This is a genomic window from Streptomyces racemochromogenes (assembly GCF_039535215.1).
Classification (GTDB): Bacteria; Actinomycetota; Actinomycetes; order Streptomycetales; family Streptomycetaceae; genus Streptomyces; species Streptomyces racemochromogenes.
Genome location: NZ_BAAAWT010000001.1, coordinates 5,418,397 through 5,437,782 on the forward strand (window position 1 = coordinate 5,418,397; position 19,386 = coordinate 5,437,782).

Below are 19,386 nucleotides of genomic sequence, written 5' to 3' on the forward strand. Positions count from 1 at the left end.
GTGACCTGTGGAAATGACCCGTTCCGTTTGGGCTTTCGGCCAGTGACGGGCGAGACTGCTTCCGTGACGTCCCGAAAGCCTGATGAGCAGTTGGCTCGCGACTCCAGACTCCGACTCGTCTCCCAGCGCTCCGTCGCCACGGCGCGCAAGGCGGTGACCGACCGGCGAACCCGGCCGGCCGCCAGGCCCCCGGCGGGCACCCCCGCCACGGCGGACCTGGCGAACCGCGCCCGCGCCTCGCTCGTGGACGCCGTACGGCTGGCCCGCTGGGCCGAGCTGAACCTCGGCGCGGGCGACGGCGGCCGCCCCGCGCCCTCGGGCGCCCTGCCCGCCGTCGACGTCGAACGGGCCGCCGCGGAACTGGGCCTGACGCACGGGCAGATCCGGGTCGGCTGGGACCGCGCCCGCCTCTCCGGCCTCGTCGAGGTCCACGGCGGCCACGCCCGCCCCGGCTGGCGGCTGCACGCCTGGGACCGCGACGACACCGCCGTACTGCGCGGCTGGGTCGCCCTCTTCGACGCCTGGTCGCTCGTCCACCCCGCCCCCGCGGACATCGCCCCCTCGGCCGTCGCCGAGGTGGTCGAGGCCATGCCGCAGCTGCTGTCGCTGCTCCAGCTGTCCGCCGGCCCGGTGACCGTCCCCGACCTCCTGGACCTGCTCGGCCAGCGGGTCACCGAGCTGCGCGACGAGCGCTGCGAGGTCCCCTACGGCCCCGAGCCCGCCGCCGGCTCCACCGCCCCCGCCGAACCCCGGCCGCTGCCGCTCGCCCGGCTGCTGCGCTGGGCCCTGGGCGGACTCGCCGCCGTGGACGCCCTCACCCTCGGCCCCGCCCGCGCCACCCTCACCCCCCTCGGCAGCTGGGCCGTGTGGGTGAAGCTGGAGCAGATCTGCGTCGCCGCCCAGAGCCCGGCCGGGAACATCGAGCAGTCCGCCGCCGCCATGCTGCACGGCTGCGCCCGGCTCACCCCCGGCCCGGCCCGCGCCGAGTACCGGGCCTGGCTCGCCGCCCGGCCCGTCGGCCACGCCGTCAGCGAGCTGCTGCACGCCGCCCGCGGCGAGGACGCCCTGCTGCGCGGCCTGGCCTTCGAGGCCCTGCGGGTGGTCGGGGCCCCCGCCGAGCGCGAGGTGCGCACGGCCCTGCGCGAGCCCGCGCTGCGGCCGTACGCCCTGCTCTGGCTGGCCGAGCACGACGGGGTGGATCCCGACGACGCCCAGGACGTGCTCACCCCCGAGGAGTCGACCTGGCTGTGGGTGGACACCGCCGCCGCCATCGCCGACCACGGCGAGGCCGACCTGCTTGCCCGGCACCTCGACTCCGCCGTCCGCACCACCGTGCCCCGGCTGCTGGACGAGGTCCGTGCGGTCGGCCACCCCCGCACGGTGCAGGTGCTGGTCGCGCTGGCCGCCGCCCACCCCGACCCGGCCCTCGCCAAGGCGGTCCGCCGGGCCGCCTTCCAGGTCCACACCGGCGGCGCCTGAGCCCTGGCCGGGCGGATTGCGGACCGCCCGCCGGGAGCCACGCCCCCGGCACGGCCGCGTCCGGCCCGGCGCGCGCCCGCGGCCCGTCCGTGGCCGCCTCGCGCGGCTCCCCGCGACGCCCCCGGCGGGGCGCGGGGACGGCGTCACAGCTGCGGCGCGTACGTCCCGAAGCTCCAGACGTTGCCCTCGGCGTCCCGGGCCATGTAGTCCCGGGACCCGTAGTCCTGGTCGGTGGGCTCCATCAGGATCTCCACGCCGTGCTCGGCCGCCCGCCGGTGATGGGCGTCCACGTCGTCGACCACGACGTAGACCCCGGCCGGGCCCGCCGCCTCCATGGCCTTGTCGAAGGCGCCGCCGCGGCCCTTGCTGCCGAGCATCACCGCGCCGCTCCCGTACGCCAGCTCCGCGTGCATCACCGAGCCGTCGTCGCCCTCGTAGACCGCGACCTGGGTGAACCCGAACGCCTCGGTGAGCTGCTGGACCGCCGCCTTCGCGTCGCGGTAGAGCAGCGTGGGGTAGATGGACGGAACGCCTGCCATGACGATCACTCCCTCTTGTGACGACGGCTCAAGTGACCCACGTCACAGCATGGCAGGCGGCACCGGCCGTCAGCGGAAGGTGTTGCACTGGGCCATGTCGCCCGTGCGGTAGCCCTGGTAGAACCACTGCTGGCGCTGTTCGGCCGAGCCGTGGGTCCAGGACTCCGGGGTGACGCGGCCCTGGAACTTCTCCTGGATCCGGTCGTCGCCGACCGCCGCCGCCGCGTCCAGCCCGTCCTGGATGTCCTGGTCGGTGAGGCTGGTGATCAGCGGCCGCCCCGTGGACTCGTCCGGGGTCCTCGTCGCGTTGTGCGCCCACACCCCCGCGTAGCAGTCGGCCTGGAGCTCGACCTTCACCGCGTTGCTGTTCGCGCCCTGCCGCCCGTCCTGGGCCCGCTGGAGCGTGCCGGTCAGGTTCTGGATGTGGTGCCCGTACTCGTGGGCCACCACGTAGGCCTGGGCGAAGGGGCCGCCGCTCGCCCCGAACTTCGTCCGCAGCTCGTCGAAGAAGCCCAGGTCCAGGTAGACCTGCCGGTCGCCGGGGCAGTAGAAGGGCCCGACCGCCGCGGTGGCCGCCCCGCAGGCGGTGTTCACCCGGCCGGTGAAGAAGACCGTCGACGCCGGGCGGTAGGCGCCGCCGCGCCTCTGGAACTCCTGCCTCCAGAAGTCCTGGGTGCTGTTGACCACCGCGACCAGCCGGCAGTCCTCGCGCTGGTTCGCGTCCTGCCCGGTCCTGCAGGACTGCTGCACCTGCGCGGCCGACGAGGCGGTCGACACCGGCTCCGGACTGCCGTCCGACAGGCCCAGCTGCTCCGGGCCCACCCCGAAGAGCAGCCCCAGCACCAGCGCGATCAGGCCGACGAGGCCGCCGCCGATCGTGGCCCTCCCGCCCGGGACACGGCTGCCGCGCACGTCCTTGACCTCGGACGTGTCCAGATTGGCGTTGTCGTCGAACTGCATCCCGCACCGCCCGTATCGGTGAGACCCCAGGGGCCGCCACCCTCCCCTGCGGCGAGTGTCGGCCCCTTCATCCTGATACGTGGCCGGGCGGCCCGGCGTGGCCCGTGCGCCGAACGGGGGACGGGAGGCCCAGAAAAGTGGTTGCGCACCCCCGGTAGAATGAATCCCATGGCAAATCTCCTCGCGGATTAGCGGCGTCGAAGCATCGCGCGTCCTGCCCCCACTTCCGCCGTCCCCACCGCCCTGGAGTATTTCCGTGATCACCGCCACCGGCATCGAGCTGCGCGCCGGCGCCCGCATCCTCATCGAGAACGCGTCCTTCCGTGTCGCCAAGGGCGACCGCATCGGGCTCGTCGGCCGCAACGGAGCGGGCAAGACCACCCTCACCAAGTGCCTCGCGGGCGAGGGCCAGCCCGCCGGCGGCACCATCACCCGCTCCGGTGAGGTCGGCTACCTCCCGCAGGACCCGCGCACCGGCGACCTCGACGTGCTCGCCCGCGACCGGATCCTCTCCGCGCGCGGCCTCGACGTACTGATCAAGAAGATGCGCGCCAACGAGGAGCGCATCGCCACCGGCTCCGGCGCGACCCGCGACAAGGCCCTCAAGCAGTACGAGCGCCAGGAGACCGAGTTCCTGACCAAGGGCGGCTACGCCGCCGAGTCCGAGGCCGCGACCATCTCGGCCGCCCTCAGCCTCCCCGACCGGGTCCTCGGCCAGCCCCTGCACACCCTCTCCGGCGGCCAGCGCCGCCGCGTCGAGCTCGCCCGGATCCTCTTCTCGGACGCCGACACCCTGCTCCTCGACGAGCCCACCAACCACCTCGACGCCGACTCGATCGTCTGGCTGCGCGACTACCTGAAGAACTACCGCGGCGGCTTCATCGTGATCTCCCACGACGTCGACCTCGTCGAGACCGTGGTCAACAAGGTCTTCTACCTCGACGCCAACCGGTCCCAGATCGACGTCTACAACATGGGCTGGAAGCTCTACCAGCAGCAGCGCGAGGCCGACGAGAAGCGCCGCAAGCGCGAGCGCCAGAACGCCGAGAAGAAGGCCGCGGCCCTCAACGCCCAGGCCGACAAGATGCGCGCCAAGGCCACCAAGACCGTCGCCGCCCAGAACATGGCCAAGCGCGCCGACCGCCTGCTCTCCGGCCTGGAGGCCGTCCGCGCCTCCGACAAGGTCGCCAAGCTGCGCTTCCCGGACCCGGCGCCCTGCGGCAAGACCCCGCTGACCGCCGAGGGCCTGTCGAAGTCCTACGGCTCGCTGGAGATCTTCACCGACGTCGACCTGGCCATCGACAAGGGCTCCCGCGTGGTCATCCTCGGCCTCAACGGCGCCGGCAAGACCACCCTGCTGCGCCTGCTGTCGGGCACCGAGAAGCCCGACACCGGCACGGTCGTGCCCGGGCACGGCCTCAAGCTGGGCTACTACGCCCAGGAGCACGAGACGCTCGACCCCGAGCGCACGGTCCTGGAGAACATGCGCTCCTCCGCGCCCGACCTGGACCTCGTCGACGTGCGCAAGACGCTCGGCTCCTTCCTGTTCTCCGGCGACGACGTGGACAAGCCCGCGGGCGTGCTCTCCGGCGGCGAGAAGACCCGTCTGGCCCTGGCCACCCTGGTCGTCTCCTCGGCGAACGTGCTGCTCCTCGACGAGCCCACCAACAACCTCGACCCGGCCAGCCGCGAGGAGATCCTGGGCGCGCTGCGCACCTACAAGGGCGCGGTCATCCTCGTCACGCACGACGAGGGCGCCGTGGAGGCCCTGGAGCCGGAGCGGATCATCCTGCTCCCGGACGGGGTCGAGGACCTGTGGGGCCCGGACTACCGGGACCTGGTCGCCCTCGCCTGACCGCCGCGGGCGGCCCCGCCCGACGCCCCGCGGGGGTGATCCAGTTCCTTATGGATCATTCGGCTCAGACGTGATCCATCATCTGAGTGAGACGGTCTCGTACCCCCGCGCCCTGTACACCGGCCCCGGCCGCGCCCTCGCGGACGCGCGTCCGGGGTCGACTGCTTTCCCCTTCCGGCCCCCTGACCTGGTGATTCCCCCCGGCGCCGGGGGAATGTGACGGAGGTCATGCGGCGGAAGAGGAGATTCCGTTCTGCTCGTGTGTCCACGGACCGGGAAATGCCGTCGTACCGACCTTGCTGAATGGGTGGCCAGGAAGCCGGGGAGGGGTGATCATGAGAAGTCCAGAGCGCACTTCCCATGAGGAGGCACGGGTGGCCGAGACTCTGAAGAAGGGCAGCCGGGTGACCGGCGCCGCGCGCGACAAGCTCGCGGCAGACCTGAAGAAGAAGTACGACTCCGGTGCGAGTATCCGGGCGCTGGCCGAAGAGACCGGCCGGTCCTACGGATTCGTCCATCGGATGCTCAGCGAGTCCGGAGTCACGCTGCGTGGTCGCGGTGGCGCGACACGCGGCAAGAAGGCGGCCGCGGCCTGACCCTGGCCGTCAGGCCGGGGCCGGTGCCGTCGACCGCCCGACAGCTCCGTTCTCTTTCATGCTGTCTGATCCATGCTGTCGGTTTCGTTCCGATCCACGCACGGTACTTTCGGTGACCCCCGGTCGGCCCCGCGGCCGGCTGGGTGGTTACTGTGCAGTCACTTAGGCCGGGCACACGGCCACGACTGCACACCGGAGGCACCAGATGGCTCTGCTCGACAAGGATGGCGTACGGCTCACCATCGACGACACGGTCGCCACGGTGACACTGACCAATCCGGCCAAGCGAAACGCCCAATCCCCCGCGCTCTGGCGGGCGTTGGCGGAGGCCGGACGGTCGCTGCCCGGCACCGTCCGGGTCGTCGTGCTGCGCGGCGAGGGCAAGTCCTTCTCCGCCGGGCTCGACCGGCAGGCGTTCACCCCCGAGGGTTTCGAGGGCGAGCCGTCCTTCCTCGATCTGGCGCGCGGTTCCGACGAACTGCTCGACTCCACCATCGCCGAGTACCAGGAGGCGTTCACCTGGTGGCGACGCAATGACATCGTCTCCATCGCCGCCGTACAGGGGCACGCGATCGGCGCCGGCTTCCAGCTCGCGCTCGCCTGCGACCTGCGCGTCGTCGCGGACGACGTGCAGTTCGCCATGCGCGAGACCAGCCTGGGCCTGGTCCCCGACCTGGCCGGCACCCAGCCGCTGACCGCCCTGGTCGGCTACGCCCGCGCGCTGGAGATCTGTGCCACGGGCCGCTCCGTGCAGGCCGAGGAGGCCGAGCGGGTCGGCCTGGCCAACCTGGTCGTCCGGGCCTCCGAGCTGGAGGACGCCGTCCAGGACCTCACCACCGCCCTGCTGGCCGCACCCCGCGACGCCGTCATCGAGACCAAGGCCCTGCTGGCCGCGGCCACCTCCCGTACGTACGACGACCAGCGCGCCGCCGAGCGCGCCGCCCAGGCCCGCCGGCTGCGCGACCTCGCGGGCCTGTCCGACTGAGGCCCCGCGCGCACGCCCGGAGGGCCGGAACGGGAACCCCGTCCCGGCCCTCCGGGCGCGCGGCGCGCAAGAGATCAGAAGCCGTGGCGGGATCCGCCGTCCACCGGGAGCATCACGCCCGTGAGGTACGACGCCGCCGGGGACAGGAAGAACGCCGCCGTGCGGCCGAACTCCTGCGGGGTGCCGTAGCGCCGCAGCGGGATGCGGGACTCGTTGGCCGCGCGGGCCGCGTCCGAGTCGCCGGACAGCGCGTCCAGCTCCCGCACCCGGTCCGTGTCGATCCGCGCCGGCAGCAGCCCCACCACGCGGATCCCCCGCGGCCCCAGGTCCACCGACAGGGACTTGGCGAAGCCCGCCAGCCCCGGCCGCAAGCCGTTCGAGATGGTCAGCCCCTGGATCGGCTCGTGCACCGACCCCGACAGCACGAAGCCGATGACCCCGCCCTCGCCCAGCTCGGCCGCGGCCGTCCGCGCGAGGCGGACCGCGCCCAGGAAGACGGTGTCGAACGCCGCCGCCCACTGCTCGTCGGTGTTGTCCGCCGCCAGGCCCGGCGGGGGGCCGCCGACGCTGATGAGGATGCCGTCGAAGCGGCCGAAGCGCTCCCGCGCGGTGGCCACCAGCCGGGCGGCCGCGTCCGGGTCGGAGTTGTCCGCCACCACGCCCACCGCGTTCGGGCCGAGTTCGGCGGCGGCGTCCGCCACCCGCTTCTCGTCCCGGCCCGTCAGTACGACCTTCGCCCCGTCGGCGGTGAGCTCGCGCGCGGAGGCGAAGCCGAGGCCCCGCGTGGCACCGGTGACGACGTAGACACGGTCCTTCAGTCCAAGATCCATGCGGGACAACCTACGCCGAAGCGGGCTCCGGCGACACGGCCTTGGCCGCCGCCTCCTCGCGGTCGCGCTTCTCCCGCCGCACCAGCACCAGCCACCCCACCGGCACCGCCGACGCGAACAGCCACCACTGGATCGCGTACGCCATGTGCGCGCCGATCGAGTCGTGGTCGGGCTCGGCCACCATCTCGGGGCTGCCGCCGGCCGGCTCGGGACCCGTCAGTTCGAGGTAGCCGCCGAGCACCGGCTTGCCCAGGGCAGCCGCCTGCTGCTCGCTGTTGATCAGCATCACCTGGCGGTCGGGCAGGCCCTTGCGGTCCTTGATCCCGCTGCCACCGCTGGTCTCGTCGGCCTTGAGCCGGCCGGTCACCGTGACCTCGCCCGAGGGCGCGGCCGGCACCGGCGGGTAGGCGCGCGGGTCGTCGCCGCCGGCCACCCAGCCCCGGTTGACGAGCACCGCCCGGCCGTCGCCCAGCACCAGCGGCGTCACCACGTGGAAGCCGACCTTGTCGCCGTTCGAGGTGCGCATCCGTACGACGACCTCGTGCGCGGGGTCGTACGTGCCGGTGGCGGTGACGGCACGCCAGTAGTCGGCCCTCGGGACGGTGTGGCCGGGGGAGGTGACCTCGGTCACCGGCACCGGCTTCCCGTACAGGTTCTTCGCGATCAGCTCGTTCTGGGCGACCCGGTGCTCGTGGCGGTGGAACTGCCAGAACCCCAGCTTGATCATCACGGGGATGAGGACGAGGGCGACGAAGGTGAGGGACACCCACTGCCGGGTCAGCACAAAGCGGTACACGCCCACGACGGTACCCCCCACGACGAGGACCCCGGCGGCCGGGTGGCCTTCCGGGGTCCGGGGAGGGGGCCGGGGAGAGGACGGGGAGGGAAGAGCGGGCGGTCAGACGCGGTCGACGATGCCCACCTTCCCCTCCGCGCGGGCGCAGTGCCCGCCGCAGTACCACTGGCCCTCGACCTCGACGCCCTGCCCGATGATCTGGACCCGGCAGTGCTCGCAGATGGGCGCCATGCGGTGGATGGCGCAGGAGAAGCAGTCGAAGACGTGCACCGCGCCCTGCGCGTGCACCTCGAAGGACATGCCGTAGTCGTTTCCGCAGACCTCGCAACGTGCCATGCGCCGCATGCTGTGCGGGGCGGGCGGACGGAACAAGATCCACCGGGGTGAGTCGCCGCGCCTGCACCCGGCCGGAGCAACGCGCCCGCTACTTCTCCTCGGCGGCCGCCACGTCACGCAGCAGCTGGGTGAAGGCCGCCTCGTCCACGATCGGGGTGCCGTACGACTTCGCCCTGACCGTCTTCGAGGTCGAGGAGTCGGGGTCGTTGGTGACGAGCAGGCTGGTGAGCCGGGACACGCTCGTCGCGACGTGCAGCCCGGCCTCCACCGCCCGGTCCTCCAGCAGCTCCCGGTCCACGGAGGTGTCACCGGAGAAGGCGATCCGCATGCCCTGCCTGAGCGGCTTGCCGTCCTCGAAGCGCCCCGGGTTCGGGTACGGGCACGGGGGCCGCTTGCGCGAGGCCCGCCAGCTGCCGCCGTTCCCGTACGAGGACTGGTAGCCCACCCGCGGCGCCGCGGGGGAGTCCGACCACTCCGTCAGCGGGCGGCACTCCAGCAGGGGCAGCCGTACGCCGTCCCGCGCGGCCGCGTGCAGCGAGGGACGGAACGCCTCCGCCAGCACCCGGGCGTCGTCGAGCGCGTGGTGGGCGCGCTGCTGGACCACGCCGTAGTGCGCGGCGAGGGACTCCAGCTTGTGGTTGGGCAGCGGGAGGTTCAGCTCCTTCGACAGGGCGATGGTGCACAGCCGCTGCCGTACGGGCGCGGCCGCGGAGGCCCGCGCGTACTCCCGGGAGATCATCTGCCAGTCGAAGATGGCGTTGTGCGCGACGAGGACCCGGTCGGCGAGCCGGCCCGCGAACTCCTCGGCGATGTCCTCGAAGAGGGGGGCGTCCTGGAGCATCGCGGTGGTGAGCCCGTGGATCCAGGTGGGTCCCGGGTCACGGCGCGGGTTGACCAGGGTGTACCAGTGGTCCTCCACGTTGCCCCGGGCGTCGAGCCGGTAGACGGCCGCCGAGACTATCCGGTCGTCGCGAGCGAGTCCGGTTGTCTCCACGTCGACGACCGCGTACCCCTGGGGGTACGCGGTCGGCCATTCCGCCTCTGCGGTCGTACGGTCGTCGAGCATGGTCACAGAGGATATCGGCACGGACTGACACCCGTGGCCCGATGCCCCCTCAGCCCGGGCCGTCCTCCGGCCCGGTCACGGTCCCGAGGGGGCGATCCGCCGACCCGTCGGGCCCCGTGAGCAGGGCCTCGGTGAGCGCCCGCACCGACAGCAGGAACAGCCGCTCCGGGTCCGCCGGGCGGGCCAGGGCGCGGGCGAGCGCCGGGTCGCCCGGGGCGGCCCCGGGGTCCCAGAGTTCGCCCTCGCCCGGCGACTGGGCGGGGGAGCGCTCACGGTTGCGCTCGACGAGCAGGAAGCCGACGACCTGGAACTGCACGGCGCGCACGGCGTCGGCGGCCCGCGCCCCACGCAGCCCGGCGGCGTGCACCTCGTCGACCAGCGCCCGCTGCGCCGGCAGGAACATCCGCTCGGTGAGCCCGCGCTCGTGGACCATCGCGATCAGGTGCGGGCGCGCCCGGATCTCGCGCCGCAGGGTCCTGGCCACCGAGACGATCCGCTCGGCCGGGGTGCGGCCGGCGGGCCGGAGGGCGCCCATCTCCTGGACGGTCCGTTCCACGAGGGCGTCGAGCAGCCGCTCGCGGTTGCCGACGTGCCAGTAGATGGAGGTCACGGCCGTGCCCAGCTCGGCGGCGAGTCCCCGCATGGTCAGGGCCGCCGGACCGTGCCGCCTGACCAGGGCCGCGGCGGCCTCCAGCACCTCCTCGCGGGTCAGTGCGCTTCTCGCCATGGGACCGTGGCCGCCAATCTGTCGGTACGTCAGTTCTGGTTCGTGCAGGGGTCTTTACCCTTCATCGGCAGCGGTGTAACTGTGTTACAGAACCGCCTCCGGCCCCCGCCGGGGGGACCCTCGGAAGGGTGGTGCGAGACATGGCACGCATACGGTACGGAGCGCGGACCGAGGCCGAGATCGCGGCGTCGCGCCAGAAGAGCGCCAAGCTCCCCGACATCTGGTCCACGGGCGTGGTCGCCGTCTGGGAGACCGACCCCGACGTGGTGGCGGCGGTCCTGCCGCCGCCGCTCAAGCCCGCCGAACGGCCCCTCGTACGGGCCAACATCAGCAAGGTCGACCTGCCCGGCTACCCCCTCGGCGCCGGCTCGGTGGCCGTGGCCGCCCGGCACGGCGGGGTCGAGGGCTGGTACCCGCTGGTCATGCCGATGACCCACGAGCGCGCCCTGACCGGCGGCCGCGAGGTGTTCGGCGAGCCGAAGAAGCTGGGCGAGGTCACCGTCGAGCGCGAGGGGCTCGTCGTACGGGCCGCCCTCGCCCGGCACGGGATCGCCTTCGTCGAGGTGCGCGGGGCCGTGGACCGCGAGCTGCCGCTGCCCGAGCCGACGGTGAAGACGGACTTCTACTTCAAGTTCCTCCCGGCGGTCGACGGCTCCGGCCTGGACGGCGACCCGGTCCTCGTGCACTGCACGCGCAACGAGAAGGTCCGCAAGCTGGAGCACGTCACCGGTGACGTCGTCCTGCGCGAGTCGATGTACGACCCCGTCGCCGACCTCCCCGTACGCCGCCTCGTGGAACTCACCGTCGGCGAGAAGACCACCGACCAGAAGGGCCGGGTCGTCGAGCGGGTCAGCGCCCAGGCCCTCCTGCCGTACCTCCACCAGCGCTACGACGACCCCCTCCAGATCCTCGACGGCCCGCCCGAGGGGAGCGTGTGAGATGAGGCTCGAACCCGGACAGGTCGCCGTCGTCACCGGCGCCGCCAGCGGCATCGGCCTCGCCATGGCCCGCCGCTTCGCCGCCGAGGGACTCAAGGTGGTCCTCGCCGACGTGGAGGAGGCCGCCCTGCGCAAGGCCGCCGGCGAACTCGCCGGCGAAGGCGCCGAGGTCCTCGCCCGGCCCGTCGACGTCAGTGAACGCGACTCCGTCACCGCCCTGGCCGACGCCGCCTACGAGACCTTCGGCGCCGTCCACGTCCTCTGCAACAACGCGGGCGTCGGCTCCGGCGCCGAGGGCCGCATGTGGGAACACGAGCCCAACGACTGGAAGTGGGCCTTCTCCGTCAACGTCTGGGGCGTCTTCCACGGCATCCAGGCCTTCGTCCCCCGCATGATCGCCTCCGGCGGCCCCGGCCACGTCGTCAACACCTCCTCCGGCGACGGCGGCATCGCGCCCCTGCCCACCGCCTCCGTGTACGCCGTCACCAAGGCGGCCGTGGTCACCATGACCGAGTCCCTCTACGCCCACCTCAAGGCCGAGGGCGCCTCCGTCGGGGCCTCCGTCCTCTTCCCCGGCCCCCACATGCTGCGCACCGGCCTGTGGGAGTCCCACCGCAACCGGCCCGAGCGCTTCGCGAAGGAACGGCCGCGCAGGTCCCCGTACCGCAGCCTCGACCAGTACGAGGCCGCGATGAGGGAGGCCGGGCACGAGGTGCGCTTCACCCCGGTCGAGGAGGTCGCCGAGCAGGTCGTCGACGGCATCCGCGCCGACCGCTTCTGGATGCTGCCGGCCGGCGAGCACAGCGACCGCCAGATCCGCGCCCGGTCGCAGTCCATGCTCGACCGCGCCAATCCCGCCTACCTGGAGAGCTTCATCCTCGACTGAGGGGACCGCCGTGCCTGACGAGACGTACGAAGACCCGTACCTGATCATCTCCTCCGACTGCCACGCGGGGCTGCCCACCGAGCAGTACCGCCCCTACCTCGACTCCCGCTTCCACCGGCAGTTCGACGAGTTCCTCGGCCAGCGCGACGCCCGCCGCGAGGAGGCCACCCGGCTCGGCGTGCGCAACGAGGCCTTCGCCGAGAAGTGGTTCCACGACCACGAGGAAGGCCTCAAGGGCGGCTGGGACAGCACCCAGCGCCTCAAGGAACTCGACGGCGACGGGGTGGCCGCCGAAGTCGTCTTCCCCGACGCGGACGCCGTCGACAGCCAGACCGCCGCCCCCTTCGGGGTGGGCCTGGGCCTGTCCGGCGACCAGGACCCCGAGCTCGGCATGGCCGGCGCGCAGGCCCACAACCGCTGGCTGGCCGAGTTCGTCGGGCGGAACCCCGAACGGCACTGCGGTGTCGCCCTGCTGCCCATCACCGGCGAGCCGGCCAGGGTGGTCGCCGAGATCCACCGGGCCAAGGAGTCCGGCCTCGGCGCCCTGATGATCCCCTCCATGTGGGTGGACCGGGAGCCCTACCACGACCGCCGCTACGACCCCGTGTGGGCGGCCGCCGCCGAGACGGGGATGCCGATCGTCACCCACTCGGGTGCCGCGCCCCGCCAGGAGTACGGCGACCACCTGGGCATCTACGTCTCCGAGGTCACCTGGTGGCCGGCCCGCCCGCTGTGGTTCCTGCTCTGGTCCGGGGTCTTCGAACGCCACCCCGGCCTCAGGTTCGGGGTGGCCGAGTCGGGCTGCTGGTGGCTGCCGAACCTGCTGTGGTTCATGGACCGCCTCTACCTCGGCGCGCACGGCGGCAAGAAGCTCTCGCCCTTCTCGGAGCTGAAGCGCCCGCCGAGCGAGTACCTGGACCGGCAGGTGTTCGTCTGCGCGACCAACACCAAGCGGCGGGAGCTGGCCCAGCGCTACGAGATCGGCGTGGACAACATCCTGTGGGGCTCGGACTTCCCGCACCCCGAGGGCACCTGGCCCGACACCCGCAACTGGCTGAGGAACACCTTCCACGACATCCCGGTCTCCGAGACCCGCCGGATGCTCGGCCTGGCCGCCGCCGAGGTCTTCGGCTTCGACACCGGGGCACTCGCCCCGATCGCCCGCCGCATCGGCCCCACCCCGGCCGAGCTGGGCCAGAGCCCCGACCAGGCGGCGGTGGAGGCCTCCTGGGCCCGCTCCCGCGAGGTGGGCCGGCACTGGCTCACGGACCACGACTTCCCGGTCACGGGGGTGTGGTCATGACGGAGGACCGCTACACGGTGATCTCGGCGGACTGCCACGCGGGCGCCGACCTGCTCGACTACAGGCCGTACCTGGCCAAGCGCCACCACGAGGCCTTCGACGCCTGGGCCGCCGCGTACGTCAACCCGTACGAGGACCTCCTCGCCGACTCGGCCGACCTCAACTGGAACTCGGCCCGGCGCCTGGCCGAGCTCGAAGCGGACGGCATCGTCGCCGAAGTCATCTTCCCGAACACCATCCCGCCCTTCTTCCCCAAGGCCTCGCTGATGGCCCAGCCGCCGACGGCCGAGGAGTACGAGCTGAGGTGGGCCGGCCTCCAGGCGCACAACCGGTGGCTGGCGGACTTCTGCGCGGACGCCCCGGGGCGGCGGGCGGGCGTCGCGCAGATCCTCCTCAACGACGTGGACGCGGCCGTCGCCGAGATCCGCCGCACCCGGGACGACGGCCTGACCGGCGGGATCCTGCTGCCCGGCGTCCCGCCCGGCTCACCCGTCCCCGAGCTGTACTCGGCCGCGTACGACCCGATCTGGGCGGTGTGCGCGGAGCTGGACGTCCCGGTCAACCACCACGGCGGTTCGGCGTCGCCGCCGCTCGGTGACGAACCGGCCGCGCGGGCCGTCTTCATGGTGGAGACCACCTGGTTCTCGCACCGCGCTCTGTGGCACCTGATCTTCGGCGGCGCCTTCCGGCGCCACCCGGACCTCAAGCTGGTCCTGACGGAGCAGGGCTCCGGCTGGATCCCGGGCGTGCTGGAGATGCTGGACTACTACCACGGCCGCCTGGTCGCGGCGTCCTCCACCGCCGAGGCCAAGTTCGGCGCGGGCCTGGCCGAGTCCATGGGCCGGGGGCCGAGCGAGGTCTGGCGGGACAACTGCTTCGTCGGTGCCAGCTTCATGCGCCCCCACGAGGTCCCGCTGCGGGAGCGGATCGGCCTGGACAAGATCATGTGGGGCAGCGACTTCCCCCACGACGAGGGCACCGCCCCCTTCTCCCGCGAAGGCCTGCGGATCGCGTACGCGGGCCTGCCGCGGGAGGAGGTCGCGGCGATGGCCGGCGGTAACGCGGCCCGCGTGTACGGCTTCGACCTGGCCCTGCTGGACCCGCTCGCGGCGAAGCACGGCCCGCTGGTCTCGGAGATCGCCGAGCCCCTGACCCGGATCCCCCCGGAGGCCACCAGCCCGGCCTTCGCCCGGGGGGCGTCGGTCCGCGTCTGGTAGCCCTCCGGCTCCCGCCGGGGCGGCCCCGGTCCGTGGGGGCGGCCCCGGCGGGTCAGGGCAGGTGGGTGATCTGCCCGGGGGAGAGCGCTTCGGCCCCGAGCACCCGGACGCCGGCTCCCACGTGGACGCCGATTCCGGGCGCCCGGGCCAGGGGCGCCAGGTCGTACTCGCCCCCGTTCAGAAGGGTCAGCCGGGTCAGCTCCGGGAGGTCCAGCAGGGCGGACAGCCCCTGCGGGACGGTGCAGTCGCTCAGGGCCAGCATCTCGAGCCCGGGACAGCGCAGCGGTACCTCGGGGCCGACCTCCGCGCCGATGACCTGCAGCCCCTTGAGGGCGGACGGATCGGGCAGGGCCAGGAAGTCGGCCGTCCGCGCGGGCCCGGAGAAGGTCAGCCAGCTCAGTCCCGGCCAGCGCTCGATCCCGTCGAGGGCCAGGTGCGCGGCCCGCGGGTGCAGGTGCAGGTGCCTGAGCCCTTCGGGCGCGGGCAGGTCGGAGACCCGGTCGACGCCGGGCACCGCGTAGTTGAGGAACAGGTACGCCAGCGCCTCCATGCGGGCCAGCGGGGCGAGGCCCAGCCGCTCCGAGGCGTTGACGAGGGTGAGGCTCTCCAGGGACCGCAGCTCGGTCAGCGGGTCGAGGAACGCGATCCGCCGGCAGTCGTACAGGCCCAGGTACCGCAGTTCCCCGAACACCGAGAGGGCGGACAGGTCCGTCAGCGAACTCTGCAGGAGCACGAGGTTCTCCAGCCGTGCGAGGCCCCGCACCTGCGGCGGCAGGCCCCCGCCCCCGGACAGGGCGATCCGCCGGAGCCCGGTCAGCCGGGGGAGCACCGCGAGCTGCGCCGGGGTGCGCGCCCACAGCTGGACGTCGTCGAGCCGGGTGCGCGCGAGCACGGCGTCCGCGTACTCCTCCACCTGCTCGAAGCGGTCCCAGCCGTCGGCCAGTTCGCACCGCACCTTGTACCGGTCGTCGGGGCGGAACCGCGCCAGCAGTTCCACCGCCTGGTCCCCGCCGATCAGCGTGGCCGTCCGCACCGTGGCCGCCGCCGCGTCCTCCTCCAGGAACAGCGGCTCCGTCAGCAGCTCCAGCACCAGCGGCCCCGCCTTCGCCAGCTCCTCCGCCTGTGCGGGGGTGCGCGGCGGCAGGAGTTCGGCCGTGCGGCGCTCGACTTCGTGGCGTACCGCCGGGTCGAGTTCCGGCGCGTGTTCCAGGCAGGCGGCGGCCAGCAGGACCAGCCGGCCCCGGTACTTCTTCGTCCTGTCCGCCCGGGCCAGGATCCGGCGCAGCAGCGTGGCGCGCTCGTCGGGACGCGCGTGCCCCACGGCCATGCGCACCACGTCGTCCCAGGTGTCGTCGTGGGCGTTGCTCACCAGCACGCCCAGGTCGCGGGCCTCGACCGCGGCCTTCGCGCCGAGGTAGTCCTGGAAGGTCCGGTGGACGAAGTGCACGGTGCCCGGGACGGGTTCGCGCAGCAGCCCGCTGCGGATCAGCAGGTGGTTGAAGACCTCGACCGCGGTGCCCTGCGACCGGACCTGCGCCATGGAGTCCAGCCACTCCTCCACCAGCTCCACGACCTCGCCGCAGTCGGCCTCGGCCTGCCCGTTGCGGATGAGCCAGTACGCCAGCCGCTGGAGCAGCACGGTCTGCTCGTCACGGGTGAGCCGGACCCCCTCCACGTCGGTGATCTCCCGCTCGGCGTCCCGCCGTACGAGCAGCATCTCCAGCGCGGCGTCGTACAGCTCCTTGCGGGCCCGGGGCAGCTGCATGCGGCGGTCCCGGTTGAGCGCGCAGAGCAGGGCGCACATCAGCGGGTTGGCGGCGAGCTTGCCCAGGTCACGGCGGGTGCTGACGGCCAGCCGCAGCGAGGCCTCGTACTGGCCGACGGTCGCGCGCTGGGCGTCGTCGGAGCACTCGGCGCGCGCGGCGGCGTGCCAGTGCCCGATGAAGGAGCCGATGTCCTCCCGTTCCATGGGCAGCAGGGAGTGGGCCGTGAAGGACTGGCCGGCGAGCCAGTCCTCGGGGACCGCCGACGGGCGGGTGGTCACCACGTACCGGGCGTGGGGAAAGGCGGAGATCAGGCCGCGGAGCCACATCTGCGTGCGCCCCCGCAGGCGCAGCGGTACCTCGTCCACCCCGTCGACCAGGACCAGGGCGCGTCCCTCGCGCATGACGTCCTCGGTCCAGCCCGGGGGAGGGGTCAGCGGAACCCCGGATTCGAGCAGGAACTCGGCGGGGACGGGCAGGCGTTCGGCGGCGGTGAAGGAACGCAGCCGCAGGACGAACGGCACACAGGCGTTCCACGGGGCGAGGGCGCCGGTGAAGGAGCGCCGGGCCGCGTTGACGGCCAGCCACTGCACGAGGGTGCTCTTGCCCGAACCCGCGGGGCCGCGCAGCAGCGTGCGTTCGGCGCAGGCCAGGGCGTCGTCCGCCCTGCGGACCGTGCGGTGGGAGGCGGGGTTCCCGGGGAGCAGCTGCTCCCCGCTCACCGCGAGGCCTAAGTAGGCCACGTCCAGCGGCCATTCCTGCGGGGAGCGGCTGAGCGTGATGCCGAAGAGCTGGAGCCGGCCGTGGGTGTCGGCGACGTAGTCGGCGTACTGCTGCTCGAAGGTGTGGGCGGCGCCGTCGGCCCGCTCCTTCAGCTCCTCGACGGCCCTGGCCAGTTCGCCGGTGCGCCGGATGTTCTCGACGGCGGCCCGTGGGGCGAAGGCCGGCAGGCCCGTCATGTGCTCCACCGCGTGCCGGCAGCTCTGGGCGACCAGTTCCCGGTACAGGGCCTGTGAGGCCTCGCTGAGGCCGGCCGGCGGGGTGTGGGCCAGGACGCGCTCCGCGAGGGCCTCGGGCGAGAGGTCCAGGGCGAGCAGGTCGTCCATGTCCAGGGTGCCGAGGGCGGCGAAGGCGTCCCCGACGGCGTCCACCGCGGCCAGCCGCTCGTTCTCCGGCAGGGCGGCCGAGGCCGCATCGAGCCGTCCGGCCAGCGTCTCGGTGAGCCGGCTGATCTCCGGGTCGCGCAGTTCCGCCGGGGGCTTGAACCAGCGACGGCCGAGGGGGACCGGGGCGGGGGCCAGGCCCGCGCCGGGGGCCCGCGCCAGGAAGGACTTGACCACGGCGCTCGCGGCGGTGCCCGCCACCCGTAGGAGAACGCTTTCCACACCCGTCACAGGACCTCCCCGATCCGGTCGCCAGTATCGCGGGTACCGCCGGTAACTTCGTCGGATACCGATCGGTAACAACCTCTAGCGGCACCCCCGAAAGCGCCTCTATGGTGCGGGCATGCCGAACCTGCCCGATGTCGTGCTGTGGTCCATACCCGCCTTCGTGCTGCTCACCGTCATCGAGGTGGTCAGCTACCGGCTCCATCCCGACGAGGACGCGGCCGGCTACGACACCAAGGACGCGGTGACGAGCGTCACCATGGGGATCGGCAGCATCGGCTTCGACCTGCTCTGGAAGATCCCGGTCGTCGCTGTCTTCACCGCCGTCTACGAACTCACCCCGCTGCGGGTGCCGTTCCTGTGGTGGACCGCCCTGCTCATGCTGCTCGTCCAGGACTTCCTCTACTACTGGCAGCACCGGCTCCACCACGTCATCCGGATCCTGTGGGCCTGCCACGTCGTCCACCACAGCAGCCGCAGGTTCAACCTCACCACCGCCCTGCGCCAGCCCTGGACCAGCGCGACCACCTGGTGGTTCTACCTGCCGATGGTCGCCCTCGGCGTGCACCCGGCCGCGATCCCCTTCTGCTACGGCATCAACCTGCTCTACCAGTTCTGGGTGCACACCGAGCGGATCGGCAAACTCCCGCGGCCCTACGAGTACGTCTTCAACACCCCCTCCCACCACCGCGTCCACCACGCCTCCCAGGGCGGCTACCTGGACCGCAACTTCGGCGGGATCCTGATCGTCTGGGACCGGATGTTCGGCTCCTGGGTCGGGGAGACGGAGCGGCCCGTCTACGGCCTGACCAAGAACATCGGCACCCACAACCCGCTGCGCGTCGCCACCCACGAGTACGCCGCCATCGCCCGCGACGTACGCGCCGCCGACAGCTGGCGCGAGCGCGCGGGGCGGGTCTTCCGGGGCCCGGGCTGGCAGCCCGCCGCCCAGCGGGCCGAAGCGGCGCAGGCCGCGGCCGCCGCATCCGCCACCCCCGCCGCCGCGACGGCGCCGGAGCGCGCCGCGTGAGCGCCGCGGGCACCCGCACGCCCTCCTGGGCCGTGCGGCCCGCGGCCGCCGGGCGGCCCGGGCGCGTGCTGCTCGCCGGCTTCGCGGCGGCCACCGCCGCCGACCTCGCCTCGCTGCTGGCCGGCTGGCACCTCGGGCACGTCCTCGCCAAGCCGCTGCTGATGCCGCTGCTGGTGGCGTACGTGATCACCCGCGGCGCGCCCCGGCTGCTGGTCGCCGCCCTGCTCTTCGGCTGGGGCGGGGACCTCGCGCTGCTCTTCGACGCCGAGCCCGCCTTCCTCGTCGGCATGGGCTCCTTCGCCGCCGGGCACGTCTGCTACCTCGCGCTCTTCGGGCGGGCACGGACGAGCCCCGCGCTCGGGGGCGCGTACGCCCTCGCACTCGTCGGGACCGTCGCGCTGCTGTGGCCCGACCTGCCGGCCGGCCTGCGCGTCCCGGTCGCCGGGTACAGCCTGCTGCTCACCGCCATGGCCTACCGCTCCAGCGCGCTGGGGCGCGCGGCGGGCGCCGGAGGGGCGCTGTTCCTGCTCTCCGACACCCTCATCGCGACCGGGGTCGCCGAGTGGCCGCAGCTGCCGCGCCCCGACTTCTGGATCATGGCCACCTACCTGGCGGCCCAGTACCTGCTGGCCACGGGCGCGATCACCCGCGGGCAGGCGTACGGTAGGGAAGTCATACAAGACTGAACCACT

The 19,386-nt window shown here is 73.2% G+C and carries 18 protein-coding genes; 10 read left to right on the top strand and 8 right to left on the bottom strand.

Annotated features, from left to right (window positions below; translation table 11 throughout):
- Nucleotides 1–63: 63 nt before the first annotated feature.
- Nucleotides 64–1,479, top strand: coding sequence for a hypothetical protein (locus tag ABD973_RS24920; protein ID WP_386381772.1), 1,416 nt, complete (start codon nt 64–66; stop codon nt 1,477–1,479).
- A gap of 143 nt (nt 1,480–1,622) precedes the next feature.
- Here ABD973_RS24920 and ABD973_RS24925 read toward each other — a convergent pair whose 3' ends face one another.
- Both ABD973_RS24925 and ypfJ read right to left on the bottom strand, forming a co-directional pair.
- Nucleotides 1,623–2,018 carry a VOC family protein gene (locus ABD973_RS24925; protein WP_125601944.1) on the bottom strand — a complete coding sequence of 132 codons (396 nt, stop codon included), beginning with the start codon at nt 2,016–2,018 and terminating at the stop codon, nt 1,623–1,625.
- A gap of 69 nt (nt 2,019–2,087) precedes the next feature.
- On the bottom strand, nt 2,088–2,978 hold the full coding sequence (ypfJ, locus tag ABD973_RS24930) for a KPN_02809 family neutral zinc metallopeptidase (RefSeq protein WP_125820717.1): 891 nt from the start codon (nt 2,976–2,978) through the stop codon (nt 2,088–2,090).
- A 256-nt stretch (nt 2,979–3,234) separates the two neighbouring features.
- On the opposite strand from ypfJ, the gene ABD973_RS24935 reads away from it, so the two are divergent.
- The 3 genes from ABD973_RS24935 (at nt 3,235) to ABD973_RS24945 (ending at nt 6,414) form a co-directional block, all read left to right on the top strand.
- The gene (locus ABD973_RS24935; RefSeq protein WP_125601950.1) at nt 3,235–4,833 is read left to right on the top strand and encodes an ABC-F family ATP-binding cassette domain-containing protein; all 1,599 of its coding nucleotides are present in this window, start codon (nt 3,235–3,237) and stop codon (nt 4,831–4,833) included.
- Between the two features lie 374 nt (nt 4,834–5,207).
- A complete protein-coding gene (locus ABD973_RS24940; protein ID WP_007263382.1) occupies nt 5,208–5,429 on the top strand; it encodes a helix-turn-helix domain-containing protein in 222 nt (73 codons plus the stop codon).
- 205 nt (nt 5,430–5,634) lie between these two features.
- Complete coding sequence (locus ABD973_RS24945) at nt 5,635–6,414, top strand: enoyl-CoA hydratase/isomerase family protein (RefSeq protein ID WP_125820716.1); 780 nt, start codon at nt 5,635–5,637, stop codon at nt 6,412–6,414.
- Nucleotides 6,415–6,488: 74 nt separating this feature from the next.
- On the opposite strand, the gene ABD973_RS24950 is transcribed toward ABD973_RS24945, so the two are convergent.
- The 5 genes from ABD973_RS24950 to ABD973_RS24970 all read right to left on the bottom strand — a co-directional run bounded on the left by ABD973_RS24950 (nt 6,489) and on the right by ABD973_RS24970 (nt 10,169).
- Nucleotides 6,489–7,244 (bottom strand): SDR family oxidoreductase, encoded by a 756-nt coding sequence (locus ABD973_RS24950; protein WP_125820715.1) that lies wholly within the window; start codon nt 7,242–7,244, stop codon nt 6,489–6,491.
- A 10-nt stretch (nt 7,245–7,254) separates the two neighbouring features.
- On the bottom strand, nt 7,255–8,040 hold the full coding sequence (locus ABD973_RS24955) for an SURF1 family cytochrome oxidase biogenesis protein (protein WP_125605738.1): 786 nt from the start codon (nt 8,038–8,040) through the stop codon (nt 7,255–7,257).
- 102 nt (nt 8,041–8,142) lie between these two features.
- Entirely contained in the window at nt 8,143–8,376 is a 234-nt protein-coding gene (locus ABD973_RS24960) for a hypothetical protein (protein WP_125595359.1), read from the bottom strand.
- An 88-nt stretch (nt 8,377–8,464) separates the two neighbouring features.
- Nucleotides 8,465–9,442, bottom strand: a complete 978-nt coding sequence (locus tag ABD973_RS24965; RefSeq protein WP_125820714.1) for a DEDDh family exonuclease — start codon at nt 9,440–9,442, stop codon at nt 8,465–8,467.
- Between the two features lie 49 nt (nt 9,443–9,491).
- Nucleotides 9,492–10,169, bottom strand: a complete 678-nt coding sequence (locus ABD973_RS24970) for a TetR/AcrR family transcriptional regulator (protein ID WP_345502199.1) — start codon at nt 10,167–10,169, stop codon at nt 9,492–9,494.
- A gap of 140 nt (nt 10,170–10,309) precedes the next feature.
- Between ABD973_RS24970 and ABD973_RS24975 the strand changes: the two genes are divergently transcribed.
- From ABD973_RS24975 to ABD973_RS24990, 4 genes are read left to right on the top strand one after another with little or no spacing between them, the layout of a single operon-like run.
- Nucleotides 10,310–11,107 carry an acetoacetate decarboxylase family protein gene (locus tag ABD973_RS24975; RefSeq protein ID WP_345502201.1) on the top strand — a complete coding sequence of 266 codons (798 nt, stop codon included), beginning with the start codon at nt 10,310–10,312 and terminating at the stop codon, nt 11,105–11,107.
- 1 nt (nt 11,108) lies between these two features.
- Nucleotides 11,109–11,993 (top strand): SDR family NAD(P)-dependent oxidoreductase, encoded by an 885-nt coding sequence (locus ABD973_RS24980; RefSeq protein ID WP_125820711.1) that lies wholly within the window; start codon nt 11,109–11,111, stop codon nt 11,991–11,993.
- A gap of 10 nt (nt 11,994–12,003) precedes the next feature.
- Nucleotides 12,004–13,296, top strand: a complete 1,293-nt coding sequence (locus ABD973_RS24985) for an amidohydrolase family protein (protein ID WP_125595355.1) — start codon at nt 12,004–12,006, stop codon at nt 13,294–13,296.
- Nucleotides 13,293–14,513, top strand: a complete 1,221-nt coding sequence (locus ABD973_RS24990; RefSeq protein WP_125820710.1) for an amidohydrolase family protein — start codon at nt 13,293–13,295, stop codon at nt 14,511–14,513. The genes ABD973_RS24985 and ABD973_RS24990 overlap by 4 nt, the downstream gene beginning before the upstream one ends.
- Nucleotides 14,514–14,565: 52 nt before the next feature.
- Here ABD973_RS24990 and ABD973_RS24995 read toward each other — a convergent pair whose 3' ends face one another.
- The gene (locus ABD973_RS24995) at nt 14,566–17,661 is read right to left on the bottom strand and encodes an NACHT domain-containing protein (protein ID WP_345502203.1); all 3,096 of its coding nucleotides are present in this window, start codon (nt 17,659–17,661) and stop codon (nt 14,566–14,568) included.
- 121 nt (nt 17,662–17,782) lie between these two features.
- On the opposite strand from ABD973_RS24995, the gene ABD973_RS25000 reads away from it, so the two are divergent.
- Complete coding sequence (locus ABD973_RS25000) at nt 17,783–18,694, top strand: sterol desaturase family protein (RefSeq protein ID WP_125820709.1); 912 nt, start codon at nt 17,783–17,785, stop codon at nt 18,692–18,694.
- Complete coding sequence (locus ABD973_RS25005; RefSeq protein WP_345502205.1) at nt 18,691–19,380, top strand: lysoplasmalogenase; 690 nt, start codon at nt 18,691–18,693, stop codon at nt 19,378–19,380. The genes ABD973_RS25000 and ABD973_RS25005 overlap by 4 nt, the downstream gene beginning before the upstream one ends.
- The last annotated feature ends 6 nt before the right edge of the window (nt 19,381–19,386 follow it).